Origin of the sequence: Delftia sp. UME58 (genome assembly GCF_014170385.1) — a bacterium.
Taxonomy (GTDB): domain Bacteria; phylum Pseudomonadota; class Gammaproteobacteria; order Burkholderiales; family Burkholderiaceae_C; genus Comamonas; species Comamonas acidovorans.
The window spans coordinates 142,154-157,312 of record NZ_LZZV01000017.1 but is presented as its reverse complement, the minus strand read 5'-3'; the positions used below and the strand labels follow the sequence as shown (position 1 = coordinate 157,312).

Here is a 15,159-nt window from a genome sequence, read left to right as displayed (position 1 = left end):
GGTGGGGGCGGTCGGTTGGCGGGATGGGTGATTATGGTGGGTTGCAGGGGCAGCTTCGAGCCCGGCACAGCAGACCGCCACGGGCCATCAGACGGTCAAATTCAACCTGTTGAGCGCTGGCGGGTTTTTCTATCGCATGACTACCCGCGGCGTTCGAGCTGTCGCAGGTACTTTTCCAGCAGTTCGACGGTGTGCTCATTCATGCCCGCCGCCCAGCTCGCGCTCGATCTGTTCGATGCTGGGCAGGCTGCTTTGCAGGGTTTCCGGCAAGGCACGGGTGAGCTCGAAACCGGAAACGCCGATGGGCTTGTCCACGCCGCGCAGCGCATACTCGGCCAGCACGTGATTGGGTTTCTGGCACAGGATCAAACCGATGGTGGGTTGGTCGGTTGCGTGTCGCAACCTGTCGTCCACAACGTTGCAGTAGAAGTTCATCTTGCCCGCGTATTCAGGCTTGAAATCGCCCCGCTTGAGGTCGATGACCTCGTAACAACGCAGCTTGAGATGGTAGAACAGCAGGTCTATGTAGAAATCGTCTCCGGCAAGGTCCAGGTGATATTGGCGCCCCACAAAGGCGAAGCCCTGGCCCAGCTCCAGGAGAAATTTTTCCAGATGGGTGATCAGACCGGTTTCCAACTCACGCTCATGGAAACCTGATTCCAGCGTCAGGAAGTCGAACAGGTAAGGGTCCTTGAGCGTTTGCAGTACCAGATCGGAATCCGGCGGAGGCAGGCGCAAGGCGAAGTTGCTGGCAGCTCTGCCTTGTCGCAGGTGCGCGGCTGTTTCGATCTGCATCAGCAGGACACTTCGGCTCCATCCGTTTTCGATGGCTGCGCACATGTACCAATGGCGTGCGCCCGGCCCCTTGACCTTGGCGATCAGCTCGGCATGGTGGCCCCACGGCAGGGACAGCAGAACATCAGCAGCAAACACCTGTGCGCCATCTGCCGCCACCCCCGGTGTCTGGCGGCTTTGTGCCACAGCCTGTGGCACTTTTTCGCTGGGGGCAAGTTGTGCCACGGCCTGTGGCACTTTCTCTGTGCTCCCGGCTGTGGCAGCCAGAGAGGGATACTCGCGATAAAAAGCCAGCATTCGCTTGATGTTGCGCTCGGAAAAACCTTTTTCCTCCGGCAGTTCGTTGTGCAGATCCTTGGCCAGCCGAGGGATGACTGCGGCACCCCAACCTTCCCGTTTCTGGCGCTGGTCGATCAGTGCCCCGATATCCCAATACAGGCGGATCAATTCGGCATTGACCGCCAGCATGGCCCGCGTCTGGGCATGGCGGACACGCTGCTTGATATCGGCCAGCAGCGCCGGATAGTCGGCGGGCAGGTGGGTAGTCATACTTCGCCCCCGCTGGTGGCCCTGAGTGCGTCCGGAGGGAATTCTTCGCGCACCTCGGTCCGGGCGTCACATCCAGCCTTTTCCATAGCCTGCGTGATGAGCTTGGTACAGATATCGCGTTCGCCAAGCGCCTGCTTATCCATAGGACGTGATTCCTTTCTTGCTGGCGTTACCTTGCTCGGGCCTGTCTTTTCACCCTGCCGGGGTGACCACGGGTCATCTTACGGCGCTCGCTCCGAAACAGCCTGTGCCTCTGCAGAGCGATCCGGCACGATCGGAAGCTCAATGTCCAGGCACCCTGCGGGACATCTGCCTTGCATTCCCGCAGAAGAGTTCGGCACGGATGGGAGGGGCTGCAGGGCTGGTGGGGTGGGGCACGAAGGTGAGGGCAGTCTGTTGGCGGGATGGGTGACTATGGTGGGTTGCCACCGCTGCGGCCAGCTGTCGCGCTGCCCGCCCTGCTCACCCGGCCACTCAGGCCAGCGCGGCCTTGAGGATCTTCCTGTCCACCTTCCCTACGGAATTTTCCGGAAGGGCGTCAACGTAGTGGTAAGCGACGGGTGCATGCATCCGCGAGAGCTCGCCCAGCACCGCAGCGGCCAGGTGCTGTTCCGTGAGTGCACGTCCCGTTTCGTCGCCGGTTCTCACGACGAAGGCGCACGGAACCTCGCCCAGGTCGGCATCGGGCCGGCCCACGACACAGCAGGCGCGTACGCCCGGCACTTTCGCAAGCACACCTTCGATGAGGTTGGGAGACAGGTTCTCGCCGCCGCGGATGATCACGTCCTTGATGCGGCCCGTGATGTACAGATACCCCTGGGCATCGAAGCGCCCCAGGTCTCCGGTGCGCAGTGCCGGCCCGGGGGCGGCGGGCGCGCCTGCGGTCCCCTCCTCGAGATAGCCCAGCATGAGGGTGGGTCCGCTGATGCAGATTTCTCCTTCTTGCAGGGGATCTTCGATCTCGGCACCGCCCGGCCTGGCAAGAAAGACCCGCTGTCCCGGCAGCACCGTGCCCACGGAGCCCACCCTGCGCGCGAGCGGAGGATTCATCGTGGAGGTGCAGGTCGCTTCGGAGAGCCCGTACGACACGACCAGGGGCACGCCCAACTTTTCCTCGACCCGCCTGTGCAGCTCCTCGGTGATGGGGGCCGAGCCGCAGCGCGCCATGCGCAAGGCGGCCAGCGAGGCTGGCGGAAACTCGAACGCGAGCATGCGCGAGTACATGGTCGGCACTCCCGTGATCACGGTGGGCCGATGCTGCTCCATCAGCGCCGGCATGTCCTGCGCCTTGAAGCGCTCCGCCAGCACGACGGCCGAGCCCGCCAGCAGTGGGGCCAGCAATTGGTTGTTGACGCCATTGGTGTGGTGCAGCGGCATGGTGTGCAGCAGCCGGTCCTGCGGGCCGAGCCCCGTGTGCCGGACGATGCCGTCCGCGTTGACGCGCAGCCCGAGGTGGCTTTGCAGCACGCCCTTGGGCTTGCCGCTGCTGCCGGAAGTGAACAGCAGGTAGGCACAGTCCCGGGGACCCGATGTGCAAGCCCAGTACGGCCGCGCATCGGGAGCAAGGCTTTCCAATGCAATGCGCCGTACCTGCGCAACGGCCGCCAGACAGGGGTCGTCATGGTGGCTCCGGTCATGCACCAGCCAGGTCATGGCCGTCGCCGCAAAACGCCTTGCGGTCTCCTCGGCGCCAAGCCCGGGCTCCAGCACGCAGGGACAGGCGCCGGCCACCAGGGTCGCAAGCAGTGCGCAGGCCAGGTCCAGCGACCGCGGCACGGCAATGGCCACGCGGTCGCCCTCGCGTATCCCGGCAGCCCGCAGGCCACCGGCCAGCACGCCCACCCGCTGCGCGAGGGCTCCGTAGCTCAGGACACCGCCCTGCGCCACCAGGGCCGGCCTTGCGGCCCACCCTGGCGACTGCCAGCGGCGATGAAAGGCCGCGACCAGGGATTCGAATTCGTCGGTCATTGGCAGCTCCTGTCCGGTGCGGCTCAGCGCAGGCTCACGCGTGCATCGCGCTCGAACTGCCCGTCTGGGTCCAGCGAGGCCAGGGCCTGGAGCTCGCGCTGCGTTGGCAGGTCGGTGGGATGCGCCGTGCTGGCGTCAAACTCGAAACCCGTGCGCTCGCGCACTTCTTCGAGGGATGCCTGCGGGTGCCATGAATCCAGCGCCAGGCGTCCGTCGCGCTTGATGAAGGTCGCGATCGGAGTGACCACTCCATGAAAGCCTCCCCACGAGGTGCGAAAGTCGAGCTTGTTCACCAGGGTGCGCGTCGAATGCTCGGTACGCCAAGTGCACGCGCGCAAGGCGGTGGGAAGCATGACGGCGCCGCCGCCTCCACCGGGAAGGCGCACCTTGGGCCTGTGCCAGTCGCCGATCGCCGAGTTGTTGGCGCACCCCTCGCCGTCGATCTGCGCCGCGCCAAGAAACGTCAAATCCATGCGCCCGCGGCAGCACAGGTCGTAGAAGTCCTCGTTGGCGAAGATGGACGCGCTGCGCTGCGCGAGCACGGGGTCCGAGCTCGACAGCGGGACGCTGGACGGCTCGGGGTCCACGCCGCCCGCGACGTTGATGTAGATGAAGTCCTCATCCAGCGTCTTTTTGGCCAGCAGGCAGGCCAGCATGGGCAGTGTCGAATTGACGCCGCTGAACGTGATCTCGCCGGGCCGGATGAACCGGGCCAGGTTGATGGCGATGTATGAAAAACCGGACCAGTTCGCGCTCATCGTGCCTTCTCCTGTGTTGCTGCCTCGGGTGCTTTCGCCAAGTGCGCGGCCAGAGCTTCGTCGCCCTCGGCCAGATAGCTTTCGACTGCGGGGTAGTCGATCGGATAGCTGGGCCAGCATGAGCCTGGCCAGGCGCCGCCGGGGACGACGGAGAAGGCTTCGACCATGAAATACGGCACGACGGTGGACTCCGGGTTGTCCTGGAATACCTGCGTGTCCACCAGCTTTTCCGCCACCACCAGCACACTGCGTGAGGCACGGCTCATGATCCGGTCCCAATGCGGCGTGCCCGCAATGCGCACGTTCCCCTGCCGGTCGATCTCCGAGGCAAGCAGCACCGCATAGTCCGGCTCGATGGCCGGGATGGCGTACACCGGTGCGCGATCCGAGTACGGGTCCGGCAGGCTCACCCAGCCGTTCAAGGCGGGCAGGTCGCTTCCGTGCAAGCCCGCGCACGGCTGAAAGGGGATGCCGTACGCCGCCGCGCGCAGCCCGGCGGTCAGGCTCGCGCAGGCATGCTCTTCGAGAACGACTTCCTGGCGCTCGACGGCCCGGCGGTACCAGGGCGCCAGGCCGAAGTTGCCCTCCATCGCGACGATGCCGGCCCGCACCTTTCTGACGGCCCCGGCCCGGCAAAGAATGTCGATGTCGTAGCCGGGCGACTGCTTGATGATTTCAAGGCCGGTCCTGCCCTGGCGGATCAGTTCGCGCACGAAGGCGAACGGGCCACGGTGAAGAAAGCTCCCGCCGATGGCCAGGGAAGCCCCATCCGGCACGCGCGAGACGAGTTCCTGCAGGGGAACACATTTGTTTTTTCCGACGAATCCAGAAGGCATGGGTTGGTCCTTTTGAAAATTGCTCCACTACTGGCCCAGATACTTGCGCAGCCGGTCTTTCAACCCTGGCCGCGCGGCGGAACGCACCAGATGCGCCAGGTCGGCATCCGCCTGTACCGTATCGAGCGCGCGATACAGCGAGGCCCGGGCCTCGTCCTCGAGTTCAACGACCAGCGCTTCGCATTCCTGCACCACGCCCGGCCAATCCTCCTGGGCCAGGACCTGCTGGACGAATCCCATCTGCACGGCCTCGTCCGTGGAAAACGACCGGCTTGCGCCGAGGATGTCCAAGGCCTTCTGCGTTCCCACCAGGTCGGCGAAGCGCCGGGTTCCGAGCACCAGGCCGAACTTCAGGCCGGGCATGCGGAACATGCCCTGCTCACTGGCAATACGCCGGCGGCATGCGGCGAACAGGTCGACACCCGCCCCGTACACCTTGCCATGCGCCAGGGCAACGGTGTATGCCGGCGACGTTGCAAGCGCCTGGAGCAGCTGTTCGATGCGGATGAAGCGCAGGACCAGATCGCCTTCGCTCTGTGCCTCCAGGTCGGACAGATCGAAGCCGGCGCACAGGCTCTTTCCAGCGCCGCGCAGGACCAGCAGGCGAGCCCCCTGGGCATGGGCATGCCGTACCCCCTCCAGTAGTGCGTCGACCAGCTCCGCGTTGAGGGCATTGAGCTTGTCGGGGCGGTTGAGGGTGAAAGTCCAGCGGTGGCCGTTGACCTGGATATCCAGGACGCCGCTCATACCGTCTCCTTTGCGCCATCGCGCAGCGGACCCAGCACCTGCTCGTTGTGCTCGCCCAGAGAAGGCGGCCGCAGCCGCACCGCCAGCGTGCGGTCGTCGAAGCGGACGGGCGAAACAAAGGTCCTGGTCTTCACGCCGTTGGGCAGCTCCAGCGGCTGCACCCACTGCATGTGTTCGACCTGCGGGTCGGCGAGCACATCCGAGTACCGGTTGATGGGAGCGCACGGAACCCCTGCGTCGCGAAAGCGCTGCAGCCAGGTGGCCGTGTCGGCGCCCACGAACACCTCTTCGAGGATCTCCAGCAGTGCATCCTGGTGCTGGGCACGCAGCGGCGGCGTCAGGAAACGGGCGTCGTCCAGCAGCTCCATCTTGCCGACCACCTCGCAGACCGAACGCCACAGCGCGTTGTTGCCGGCGGCCATGCCGAAGTAGCCGTCGCAGGAGCGAAATACGCGGTACGGCGCGTTGCGGGGATGGGCCGAGCCCAGCGCGCGCGGGTCACGACCGCTGCCGAAGTACTCCGATGTCTGTAGCGCCGCGATACCCAGCGTGGCGCCCAGCATCGGCACATCCAGGTGCACGCCCTGTCCGCTTGCCTGCGCCGCGCGCAATGCAGCCGCAATGGAGAACGCGGCATACAGGCCGGCGGAGAAGTCGGCCAGCGGCACGCCGCATTTCACTGGCGCGCCGCCCTCCTCCCCGGTGATGCTCATGATGCCGCTCATGGCCTGGACGGTGAGATCGAACCCGCCTTCCCCGGACCGCGGCCCCGACTGTCCGTAGGCCGAGATGGAGCAGTAGACCAGGCGCCGGTTCAGGGCCTGCAGGTCTTTGTAGCCCAGCCCCAGGCGGTCCATGACACCGGGGCGATTGTTCTCGATGAGCACATCGGCACCCCGGACCAGCTCACGCAGCAGTTGCACATCGCCGGCCTCCTTGAGGTTGAGGGTGACCGACTTCTTGTTGCGATTGAGCGAGGCGAAGTTCTCGCTGTAACCGTCACTGATGGGAGGCCAGCTGCGCAGGGTGTCACCGCCTTGCGGGTTCTCCACCTTGATCAGCTCGGCCCCCAGGTCCGCCAGAAGCATTCCGCAAAAAGGCCCGGCCGCCACGTTGCAGATCTCGATCACTTTGATGCCGTCCAGCGGCAGTTGATGGCTCATGTTGTCTCCAGAAACGATGGGCGTGGTCCGCATGCGCGGCTGGTCGGGGATATCTCCAAGGTGTTGCCGCGTTGACAAATCCTACCAGCGGCGCCCATGATGTCAACAAATTATGAGATATCAATCCTAATTTTTAGGATTACAAGAAAAAGCCGACTTCAGATCGGCAGCGATCGGAAACCCACCGGCCCCAAGGGCAGAAGGAGACAAAAGATGATCCAAAGACGCCAAATCCTGGCAGGCCTCGCAGGCATGGCCTGCTCGGGTCCGCTGCTCGCACAGCAATGGCCGGCAAAGCCCGTGCGCGTCGTCACGCCCTACCCGCCCGGCGGCGCGACCGACATCACGGCACGCGTCTATGCGCAGTACCTGGGTCAATGGCTGGGCCAGCCCTTCGTCATCGAAAACCGTGCAGGCGCCGGAGGCGAGATCGGCGCCACGGCTGTGGCCAACAGTGCCGGCGACGGCTACAGCCTGCTATTCGGAGCGATTGGCAGCCTGGCCATCCACGCGGTCATCCCCACGCAAAAGCCTCCCTACGACCTGATGACGGCATTCACCGGCATCTCCATGGGCAGCTCGGTGCCTCTGGCCATCGCGGTGCGCAGCGATCTGCCCGCCCATTCCGTGGCCGAGCTGGTCAAGCTCGGCAAGGCCGGCGGCAAAGGCCTGACCTATGGTTCCGCGGGCAATGGTTCCACCCAGCACATGACGGGGGAGTACTTCCAGCAGACGGCCGGCATGAAACTGGTGCACATCCCCTACAAGGGAAGCGCGCCCGCTGTCGCCGATCTGCTGGGTGGCCAGATCGACCTGGTCTTCGAGACGCTGCCGGCACTGGCCTCGCAGATCGGCAGTGGCAAGCTGCGCATCCTGGCCGTGACCAGCGCCAGGCGCAGCGACATGCTGCCCGACGTGCCCACGCTCAAGGAATCGGGCTTCCCGGATTTCGAAGTCACGACCTACTACGGGCTGCTCGCGCCCAAGGCCACACCACCGGCCATCGTGGGCCAGCTCTCGAAGGCCATGCAGGAGATCGCAAAGATGCGCGAAGTACGCCAGACGCTGCAAAAGCAGGGCGCCGATGCCTACGCAAGCAGTCCCGAACACACCACCCGGCTCATCGAGGCCGAGCTGGCCAAGTGGGGCCAGGTTCAAAAGACTGCCCAGGTGCAGTGAACGCAACGGCACCCTCATGCAAAGCATGCGAATTGCCGTCGTGGGAGGTGGCTCCGTGGCCACATCCTTCCTGTTCCATCTGGTGCGTGCGCGAGTGCAGGCACAAAGCGCCCTCCCTCGGCTGCAGGTGCTGGTCTTCGAGCCGGCCCCTGCCGTCGGCCGTGGAGCGGCCTATGCCGACGACGCACCCACCAATCTTCTGAACGTCACGGCCGGCAGCATGTCCGTCGCCGAAGATGACCGGCAACACTTTCTGCGCTGGCTCCACCGCCAGGCAATCACCCATTTCCAGGGCGAGCAGATCACGCACGACTCGTTTCTGCCTCGCCCCCTTTTCGGCCGCTATCTGGAGGATGTGTACCGCGAAACCTGTGCCACCGGGGCCACGTTGGGCGTGGACATCCGCCACGTCCGGGAGGCCGTGCACGATGTCAGGGCGGACCCGCCGGCCGGCTACCGGCTCGTGACACAGCAGGCGGAGCATCTTGCACAACGGGTGATCCTCGCGATCGGCAACCTGGGCTCGGCCGCGTTCAAAGACCTGCACGGCCACGCCGGCTACTTCGACAGCCCGTACCCGGTCCGGGCGCTGGCCTGCGGCATCCCCCGCGATGCGACGGTGTGCGTGCTGGGCACGAGCCTGAGCGCCATCGACGCCGTGGTGGCGCTTGCCGATGTCGGCCACACTGGGCCGATGTACTGCATGTCCCGCAATGGCAGGCTTCCGTCGGTCAGGGGCCTGAAGAACCGCCCCGTCACACTGAGTCCGCGCCTTGTGGCCACCCTTGCCGAAGGGGTCGCCCAAGGCCACCGCCTGACACTGCGACAGGCAATGGGTCTGCTCGCAGACGAACTGGCGCACCAGGGCATAGCGTTCGACGAGGTCCTGGACCTGCAGGCTGCACCGCCCCCTGCCACGGACTATCTGCAAGAGGAAATCACGCTGTCCTCATCGCGCCCACGGCAATGGCAGTCGCTGGGCAATGCGCTCAACGCCGTCGTGGACGCCATCTGGCAGCAGCTCGACGAAGCCGGGCGCGAGCGCTTCGACGCCACGCTGCGCAGCATCTGGATGGCTCGCCGCGTGACCTTCCCCATCGAGAATGCACGCAGGCTGCAGGCACTGCTTCGTGCGGGGCGCCTGCAGGTGATGCCGGGCCTGCAGTCTGTAGCCCCGGTCCCCGGCCAGCACCACCGGTTCCGCATCCAGGCCCGGGACAGGGCCGAGCTGCAAGCGGACGTGGTCATCAATGCCACGAGCTTTTCCGCGGACGCCAGGCACTCGGACCTGCCATTGCTGCGCAACCTGCTGGACCGGGGCGAGGCCTGCCCTCACCGCTTCGGCGGCTTGTGCGTGGATTTCGCGACCGGAAATCTGATGCGGTCCGACGGCAGCATCAATGCGGACATCAGCGTGCTGGGAACCATGGCGGCAGGAACCTACTTCTGGACCAACTCCATGGATGTCAACGCACGGCTCGCACGGGGAGTGGCCGGCCGACTGGTCCAGGAGTTGTGCGCATCGGAAACTCGGGCCGAGCGCACCTGCCCCATCTGATCCCCGAGCACGGCGCGAGCGGGCTCGCAAAGATGCTGTCCGGGCCATGAGCGACGCCATGCGTGCTAAGCTCATCCCAACATTTGGGATTCATTGCATGGACAAAACGCTACTCAAGGGCCTGGCAGTGCTGGAGGCCATTGCAGAGATGCAGGGCGAGGCACGCGTCATCGACGACGTGGCGGCCCGCGTGGGCCTCACCCGAAGCAATGCGCACAGGACACTGCAGACCCTCATCCACGCCGGATACGTGGAGCGCGACCCGGCAGGCGGGGGCTTTCGCAGCACGACCAAGATGTATGCACTGGGCGTGCGCCAGCTGGGACAGCTCGACCTGCGCAAGATCGCCCCCTCTTTCATGGCGGTACTGGCCGAGGAAAGCGCGGAGACAGTCCATCTGTCGGTGCTTGAAGGGCAGGATGTCATCTACGTGGACAAGATAGACAGCGTCCAGCCCATACGCGCCTACTCGATGATCGGGGGCCGCGCCCCCGCCTATGCCGTGGCCACGGGCAAGGCCCTGCTGGCGGCGCAGCCCGCGCAGTACCTTGACCGGCTACCTGACCCTTTGCCGAGGTTCACGCCAAACACGATCGTGAGCAAGGAGCTTCTGAAGGCCGAATGCGCCAAGGCGCTTCGCGTCGGATATGCGGTCAATCGCGGGGAATGGCGCGAAGGCGTAGGCGGCCTGGCCGCAGCCGTGTACGACGCCTTCGAGCGTCCCGTGGCCGCCATCGGCATTTCGGGACCGCTGGACCGCCTGAGCGTGGCCCGCATGAAGGAGATGGCGCCGCGCGTCATCGACGCCGCCGCGCAACTCTCGAAGGCCCTGGGGTATACGCGCGGGTATTTCGGCGAATCGGTCTGAACGGACTCATAGATCCACTGACCCGTGGCCTGGAGGCTTGGCCGTTTGATCATCCCTGCATCCCAGTTCACGCTCGAGGTCGGGGCGGTCGGTTGGCGGGATGGGTGATTATGGTGGGTTGCAGGGGCCGGGTTGCCCGCGTTCACGCAGGGCGGTCCAAGCTTCCGATGTACTGGTCCACCATGGCCTTGGCCTGTCCCAGGCTGCAGCCATGCTCGCTCTGGCAGGCCCTGATGGCCGCCATCTTCTGCAGGGGATCGGCGGCAAGGGTGCGCCAGTCGATCTTTGCGGGCTCTGGCGCAGGGCCATGCCGCGCGTCTCCCTCCTCCACCGAACGCACCTCCCAGCGCGCCACGACGGGAAAGGAAAGGTCCACGGCAGGCAGCCGGTCCAGTTCGGCCGCCAGTTCATCCTGTGAAATCAATGAAGCCACCTGGCGAACCCGCGCCCGGGGCCCGTCGCGCCAAGGCCTGATCTCCAAGGGACGCCGGCAGAAATCCTGCAGATAGCCACCCAACTCCTGCGTCATGAAGCGCGCGGCCTGCGCGACATCGGCCTGCAACAGTTGCAAAGCCTCCGGCTGCGAGAAGTCATCCAGTTGATCGCTCAGGTCCGCAAAGACCTGCAGAAATCCCGCACAGACAAAGTCATCGAAGCAGGCGTGCGAAACACTGCTGGCCTCGTCATCGTGCAGCACCAGCGCCACGCCCACGCCATGCGCGTCCAGCGGCGTCAGGCACCAGGCATCGCCGGCGCCCGACTCGGCGAATGGCAGAAAGCTCCGGCCGTTCTGTGCGCCAGGATGAAGCCAGCCCTCGATGATTTCCCGGCTGGCTTCGGCGTCTATCCATTCGAAGTCCTGCCAACTCATGAACAAGGGCGGGTCCTGCAGACAGCGCTGGCGCCAGGTGGCGGCCCAACCCGGACCGTAGACGGTCTTTCCCGATGCCAAAAGGTCATTCAACAGCGGCGGCAGCGCAATGCCGGTCTGGGTGGAGAGGTTGGCGTAGGTGGTCATTGGATTCATCCCACGTCCATATGCAGCCGATGCCGGCCGCAATGCACGCACTGGAAAAGGCAGCCGGAAATCATGCCGTCCGTAGACATGCGCTCCAGCATCCACTGCGCATCGTTCCTGTAGCTGCCTTCGATGTCGGGCAGGACTTCAGCGAGGAAATGCTCGACGGCCTGCCTGTCGGCGTGACCCAGGAAGACACAGGGTGCGTTGCAGTGCGTGAGCCACACGGGCTGCTGTAGCCGGGCGTGCGCTGCGCGATCTCCAACAGCAGTTCCCTGGCGATGGTGGGCTCGGGGTCTGCCGGATCAGGCGACACGCCTTCGATATCGGTGTATCCCACACACTCGCCCGCGTATTTTTCGCAGGCCTGCCCGTTCGCAATGCACCAGGGACACAGGTAGTCCGGGCTCTGCTCGCTGTAGAAAGGGCCTTCGTACTTGAGGCTGCGGTTTTGTCCGCAGCAGGAACACACACCCTCTTCCTGCTCGAAGACGGTTTCGTAGGCGCCAGGATGGAATCTGAAATGCGGGCGGTCCATTGCACGGACTCTCTTTCCCGATTGATTGGAAAGGCGCCATTGTCCATGGACGTTCGGTGCGTAGGACCGAATCGATCCAGGCATGAAAAAACCGCGCACAAGCGCGGTTCATCCCCACTCAGGCAATCGCTTGGATGCCGCTCTTTTCCACAACCGTCAGCAAGCGCAAGGCAGGGCCACCAGGCTTCTTGACGCCACGTTCCCAGTCAGAGACCAGGTTCCTGCTCACGTTCAGATAGAGCGCAAAAACAGGCTGGGACAGATGTTCGCGCTCGCGCAAGGCCCGGATGCGTTCGGGAGGCATGGGGACCACAGGCGTCAGGCAGGCCGCATCGAACTCGCGCATGGTCTGCCTATCGATGGCGCCAACGCTGTGCAGTGCTTCCATGGTTTCATGGATGGCTGCAGAAGCATCACTTCGGTATTTCTTTGTCATGATCATGTACCTCTGAAAAATGCCCGTTGCCGATCAACACGGTCAGTTGCTCCTCTGACAAGCCCAGCACATGGCCTGCGGCCTTCCTGAACTGCGCTTCATCGTCCTTGTCAATGTTGTCGCGGTCACTCTTGGCGAACCCATAGACAAAGAACGCTCGTTCCGCCGTGCGGTATAGAACGACGGTACGAAACCCGCCCGACTTGCCCTGCCCAGGCCGCGCCACACGCTGCTTGATGACGCCACCGCCCAGGTCGGCGTCGATCAAGCCCTGCTCAGCCCGCTCTATGGCCTGCACCATCGACTTGTCCGATATGTCCTGCTTACGGGCATACCGCGCGAACCAAGCATTCTTGAAAATGCGCATACCGTACCCTCCAGGGATTTATATCACACTCAGTGTGATATATCAAATACCTCATCAGGCCGCCGTATCTGACAACAGCACAAGTACGTCACCATGAAAAACGGCGCTTCGTGTTGTTGCACGAAGCGCCGTCAGACAGCACCTGATCGATTGCCTTCAGCTCATCTTGCGCGAACCATCATGAAACAACGCGAGCAGTTGCGAACCATGACAGGAGCTATCACACGTTGAACAGGAAGTTCATCACATCGCCATCCTTGACGACATATTCCTTGCCTTCGGCGCGCATCTTGCCCGCGTCCTTGGCGCCCTGCTCGCCCTTGAAGGCGATGAAGTCGTCAAAGGCGATGGTCTGGGCACGGATGAAGCCGCGCTCGAAGTCGCCGTGGATGACGCCTGCGGCCTGGGGGGCGGTGTCGCCGACCTTGATGGTCCAGGCGCGCACTTCCTTGACGCCGGCCGTGAAGTAGGTCTGCAGGCCCAGCAGGCCGAAACCGGCGCGGATCAGGCGGTTCAGGCCCGGTTCTTCCAGGCCCAGTTCCTGCAGGAACATGTCGCGGTCCTCGTCGCTCATCTCGGACATTTCAGCCTCGATCTTGGCGCAGATGGCCACGACGGGAGCGCCTTGTGCCTCGGCATAGGCCTTGAGGCTGTCGAGCAGCGGGTTGTTCTCGAAGCCGTCTTCGCTGACGTTGCCCACGAACATGGCGGGCTTGGCCGTAATCAGGCAGAACTGCTTGAGCAGGGGCGCGTCTTCCTTGGAGACGGGCACCGTGCGTGCGGGCTTGCCCTGGTCCAGGGCAGCCTGGATGGGAGTCAGCAAAGCCACCACCTTGGCGGCTTCCTTGTCGTTGCCCGACTTGGCGGCCTTGCTGTAGCGGTTCAGCGCCTTCTCGACGGTGGCCAGGTCGGCCAGGCACAGCTCGGTCTGGATGACCTCGATGTCGGCGATGGGGTCCACCTTGTTGGCCACGTGGATGACGTTCGGGTCTTCGAAGCAGCGCACCACGTTGACGATGGCGTCGGTCTCGCGGATGTGGGCCAGGAACTGGTTGCCCAGGCCTTCACCCTTGGAGGCGCCGGCCACCAGGCCCGCGATGTCCACGAATTCGACGATGGCCGGGACGATGCGCTCGGGCGTGATGATGTCGGCCAGCTTCTGCAGGCGCGGATCGGGCACTTCCACCACGCCGGTGTTCGGCTCGATGGTGCAGAAGGGATAGTTCTCGGCGGCGATGCCGGCCTTCGTCAGCGCGTTGAAGAGAGTGGACTTGCCCACATTGGGCAGGCCCACGATGCCGCATTTGAGGCTCATGGCAGGGCTTTCTACAGGGATTCTGGGGACAAACCCCGTATTTTAGTCAACCGGGCATTTCCTGTCGTTTCAGGCGAACTGCCAGTCGCCGGCCACGGACTGGCCAACGACCAGTTCGGCCCCGTCGTGCAGGCCTTCCAGCACGGCATTCATGCCGAAGGTGATGGCGCCATCGACACGGTCGTCCTGGCGGTAGGTACGGATGGCGTCACCCACGGCGGTGCCCTGCACGGCCGTGACGGGGTCGATGTCGGGAATGGGGCAGCGTGTGCAGGGCTTGGCCATGCGCAGCCGCAGGCCCTGGGCATCGAGCACGTCGAACCCGTCGACCCGGTCCTCGTCATGGGCCTCCAGGCCTTCGATCACGATGTTGGGGCGAAAGCGCCGTGCGTCCACCGGGGCGTGGCCGGCCGTCTGCAGGCGCTGGTTGAGTTCTTCGATGGCGGCCTGGCTCAGTACCAGCAGCGGATAGCCGTCCGCGAAGTGCACAGGTGCGGCCTCGCCCCCGGTCCAGCGCTCGCTGGTGCGGCGCGGCGCCGCCGGGTCGAAGCGCACCAGGGAGCAGTCCGTGCCCAGGGCCTGCGTCAGCCAGCGGGCGGCCTCGGGGCCCATGTCCCAGGCCTGCACCCAGTCCGACCAGACGCGCGCCCGGCGCTCCGGCCCCGTGGCCTGCAGCGCGATGCGCAGCGGCGGCTGCTGAGGAAAATGCAGCACCAGGTGCCCGGCCTCCAGCTCAGGGCGTATCCAGGCCATGCTCGGATGGTCGCGCTGGGTCAGGAATTCGCCCTGCGCATCGACCACCATCCAGTGGCGGTCCCAGGCCAGGCCGGTGGCGCCGACGCCGCTGCTTTGCAGCGCGATGCCCGCGCAGGATTTGACGGGATATACCCACAACTGGGCAATGCGGCCCTGCACGTCTCTTTCTTGGTCAAACATCGGATAGCTCTTTTTGGGAAATCTGGAGTGTGTATGCCATCCATGGTGCGAATGGCGCCATGCGATGGGCGGCAATATGCCAGATGGCGACGCAGGCTGCGGCAGGTCATGCCAAAGCCGGAGTTTGC

The 15,159-nt window shown here is 64.6% G+C and carries 14 protein-coding genes and 1 pseudogene; 3 read left to right on the top strand and 12 right to left on the bottom strand.

The window, feature by feature from the left end; all coding sequences use genetic code 11:
• Positions 1–195: 195 nt before the first annotated feature.
• The 6 genes from A9976_RS07190 to A9976_RS07165 form a co-directional block, all read right to left on the bottom strand.
• Positions 196–1,344, bottom strand: a complete 1,149-nt coding sequence (locus tag A9976_RS07190) for a YhcG family protein (RefSeq protein WP_183018430.1) — start codon at positions 1,342–1,344, stop codon at positions 196–198.
• A 474-nt stretch (positions 1,345–1,818) separates the two neighbouring features.
• Entirely contained in the window at positions 1,819–3,312 is a 1,494-nt protein-coding gene (locus A9976_RS07185; protein ID WP_183018429.1) for a class I adenylate-forming enzyme family protein, read from the bottom strand.
• 23 nt (positions 3,313–3,335) lie between these two features.
• On the bottom strand, positions 3,336–4,070 hold the full coding sequence (locus A9976_RS07180; protein WP_183018428.1) for a CoA-transferase subunit beta: 735 nt from the start codon (positions 4,068–4,070) through the stop codon (positions 3,336–3,338).
• Complete coding sequence (locus A9976_RS07175; RefSeq protein ID WP_065347412.1) at positions 4,067–4,906, bottom strand: CoA transferase subunit A; 840 nt, start codon at positions 4,904–4,906, stop codon at positions 4,067–4,069. The genes A9976_RS07180 and A9976_RS07175 overlap by 4 nt, the downstream gene beginning before the upstream one ends.
• A 27-nt stretch (positions 4,907–4,933) precedes the next feature.
• Positions 4,934–5,653 (bottom strand): enoyl-CoA hydratase/isomerase family protein, encoded by a 720-nt coding sequence (locus A9976_RS07170; protein WP_183018427.1) that lies wholly within the window; start codon positions 5,651–5,653, stop codon positions 4,934–4,936.
• The gene (locus tag A9976_RS07165; RefSeq protein WP_183018426.1) at positions 5,650–6,816 is read right to left on the bottom strand and encodes a CaiB/BaiF CoA-transferase family protein; all 1,167 of its coding nucleotides are present in this window, start codon (positions 6,814–6,816) and stop codon (positions 5,650–5,652) included. The genes A9976_RS07170 and A9976_RS07165 overlap by 4 nt, the downstream gene beginning before the upstream one ends.
• Positions 6,817–7,029: 213 nt before the next feature.
• Between A9976_RS07165 and A9976_RS07160 the strand changes: the two genes are divergently transcribed.
• The 3 genes from A9976_RS07160 to A9976_RS07150 all read left to right on the top strand — a co-directional run bounded on the left by A9976_RS07160 (position 7,030) and on the right by A9976_RS07150 (position 10,421).
• The gene (locus tag A9976_RS07160) at positions 7,030–7,995 is read left to right on the top strand and encodes a tripartite tricarboxylate transporter substrate binding protein (RefSeq protein ID WP_183018425.1); all 966 of its coding nucleotides are present in this window, start codon (positions 7,030–7,032) and stop codon (positions 7,993–7,995) included.
• Positions 7,901–9,553, top strand: coding sequence for an FAD/NAD(P)-binding protein (locus A9976_RS07155; protein WP_310889374.1), 1,653 nt, complete (start codon positions 7,901–7,903; stop codon positions 9,551–9,553). The genes A9976_RS07160 and A9976_RS07155 overlap by 95 nt, the downstream gene beginning before the upstream one ends.
• A gap of 97 nt (positions 9,554–9,650) precedes the next feature.
• Positions 9,651–10,421: an IclR family transcriptional regulator gene (locus A9976_RS07150; RefSeq protein WP_065347416.1), complete on the top strand. Its 771-nt coding sequence runs from the start codon at positions 9,651–9,653 to the stop codon at positions 10,419–10,421.
• A gap of 142 nt (positions 10,422–10,563) precedes the next feature.
• Here A9976_RS07150 and A9976_RS07145 read toward each other — a convergent pair whose 3' ends face one another.
• The 6 genes and pseudogenes from A9976_RS07145 to A9976_RS07120 form a co-directional block, all read right to left on the bottom strand.
• Entirely contained in the window at positions 10,564–11,439 is an 876-nt protein-coding gene (locus A9976_RS07145) for an SMI1/KNR4 family protein (protein WP_183018423.1), read from the bottom strand.
• Between the two features lie 5 nt (positions 11,440–11,444).
• A pseudogene (locus tag A9976_RS07140) lies at positions 11,445–11,977 on the bottom strand (CbrC family protein).
• 118 nt (positions 11,978–12,095) lie between these two features.
• Positions 12,096–12,413, bottom strand: coding sequence for a DNA-binding transcriptional regulator (locus tag A9976_RS07135; protein ID WP_183018422.1), 318 nt, complete (start codon positions 12,411–12,413; stop codon positions 12,096–12,098).
• Positions 12,391–12,780 carry a type II toxin-antitoxin system RelE/ParE family toxin gene (locus A9976_RS07130; RefSeq protein ID WP_043780869.1) on the bottom strand — a complete coding sequence of 130 codons (390 nt, stop codon included), beginning with the start codon at positions 12,778–12,780 and terminating at the stop codon, positions 12,391–12,393. The genes A9976_RS07135 and A9976_RS07130 overlap by 23 nt, the downstream gene beginning before the upstream one ends.
• A 220-nt stretch (positions 12,781–13,000) precedes the next feature.
• Positions 13,001–14,095 (bottom strand): redox-regulated ATPase YchF, encoded by a 1,095-nt coding sequence (ychF, locus tag A9976_RS07125; protein ID WP_183018421.1) that lies wholly within the window; start codon positions 14,093–14,095, stop codon positions 13,001–13,003.
• 69 nt (positions 14,096–14,164) lie between these two features.
• Positions 14,165–15,031, bottom strand: coding sequence for an MOSC domain-containing protein (locus A9976_RS07120; protein ID WP_183018420.1), 867 nt, complete (start codon positions 15,029–15,031; stop codon positions 14,165–14,167).
• Positions 15,032–15,159 lie beyond the last annotated feature (128 nt).

What these genes read in the sequence shown, in the direction of transcription:
- A9976_RS07190 (WP_183018430.1), bottom strand. Translation starts at nt 1,344, where the DNA reads ATGACTACCCACCTGCCCGCCGACTATCCGGCGCTGCTGGCCGATATC.
- A9976_RS07185 (WP_183018429.1), bottom strand. Translation starts at nt 3,312, where the DNA reads ATGACCGACGAATTCGAATCCCTGGTCGCGGCCTTTCATCGCCGCTGG.
- A9976_RS07180 (WP_183018428.1), bottom strand. Translation starts at nt 4,070, where the DNA reads ATGAGCGCGAACTGGTCCGGTTTTTCATACATCGCCATCAACCTGGCC.
- A9976_RS07175 (WP_065347412.1), bottom strand. Translation starts at nt 4,906, where the DNA reads ATGCCTTCTGGATTCGTCGGAAAAAACAAATGTGTTCCCCTGCAGGAA.
- A9976_RS07170 (WP_183018427.1), bottom strand. Translation starts at nt 5,653, where the DNA reads ATGAGCGGCGTCCTGGATATCCAGGTCAACGGCCACCGCTGGACTTTC.
- A9976_RS07165 (WP_183018426.1), bottom strand. Translation starts at nt 6,816, where the DNA reads ATGAGCCATCAACTGCCGCTGGACGGCATCAAAGTGATCGAGATCTGC.
- A9976_RS07160 (WP_183018425.1), top strand. Translation starts at nt 7,030, where the DNA reads ATGATCCAAAGACGCCAAATCCTGGCAGGCCTCGCAGGCATGGCCTGC.
- A9976_RS07155 (WP_310889374.1), top strand. Translation starts at nt 7,901, where the DNA reads ATGCCTACGCAAGCAGTCCCGAACACACCACCCGGCTCATCGAGGCCG.
- A9976_RS07150 (WP_065347416.1), top strand. Translation starts at nt 9,651, where the DNA reads ATGGACAAAACGCTACTCAAGGGCCTGGCAGTGCTGGAGGCCATTGCA.
- A9976_RS07145 (WP_183018423.1), bottom strand. Translation starts at nt 11,439, where the DNA reads ATGACCACCTACGCCAACCTCTCCACCCAGACCGGCATTGCGCTGCCG.
- A9976_RS07135 (WP_183018422.1), bottom strand. Translation starts at nt 12,413, where the DNA reads ATGACAAAGAAATACCGAAGTGATGCTTCTGCAGCCATCCATGAAACC.
- A9976_RS07130 (WP_043780869.1), bottom strand. Translation starts at nt 12,780, where the DNA reads ATGCGCATTTTCAAGAATGCTTGGTTCGCGCGGTATGCCCGTAAGCAG.
- ychF (WP_183018421.1), bottom strand. Translation starts at nt 14,095, where the DNA reads ATGAGCCTCAAATGCGGCATCGTGGGCCTGCCCAATGTGGGCAAGTCC.
- A9976_RS07120 (WP_183018420.1), bottom strand. Translation starts at nt 15,031, where the DNA reads ATGTTTGACCAAGAAAGAGACGTGCAGGGCCGCATTGCCCAGTTGTGG.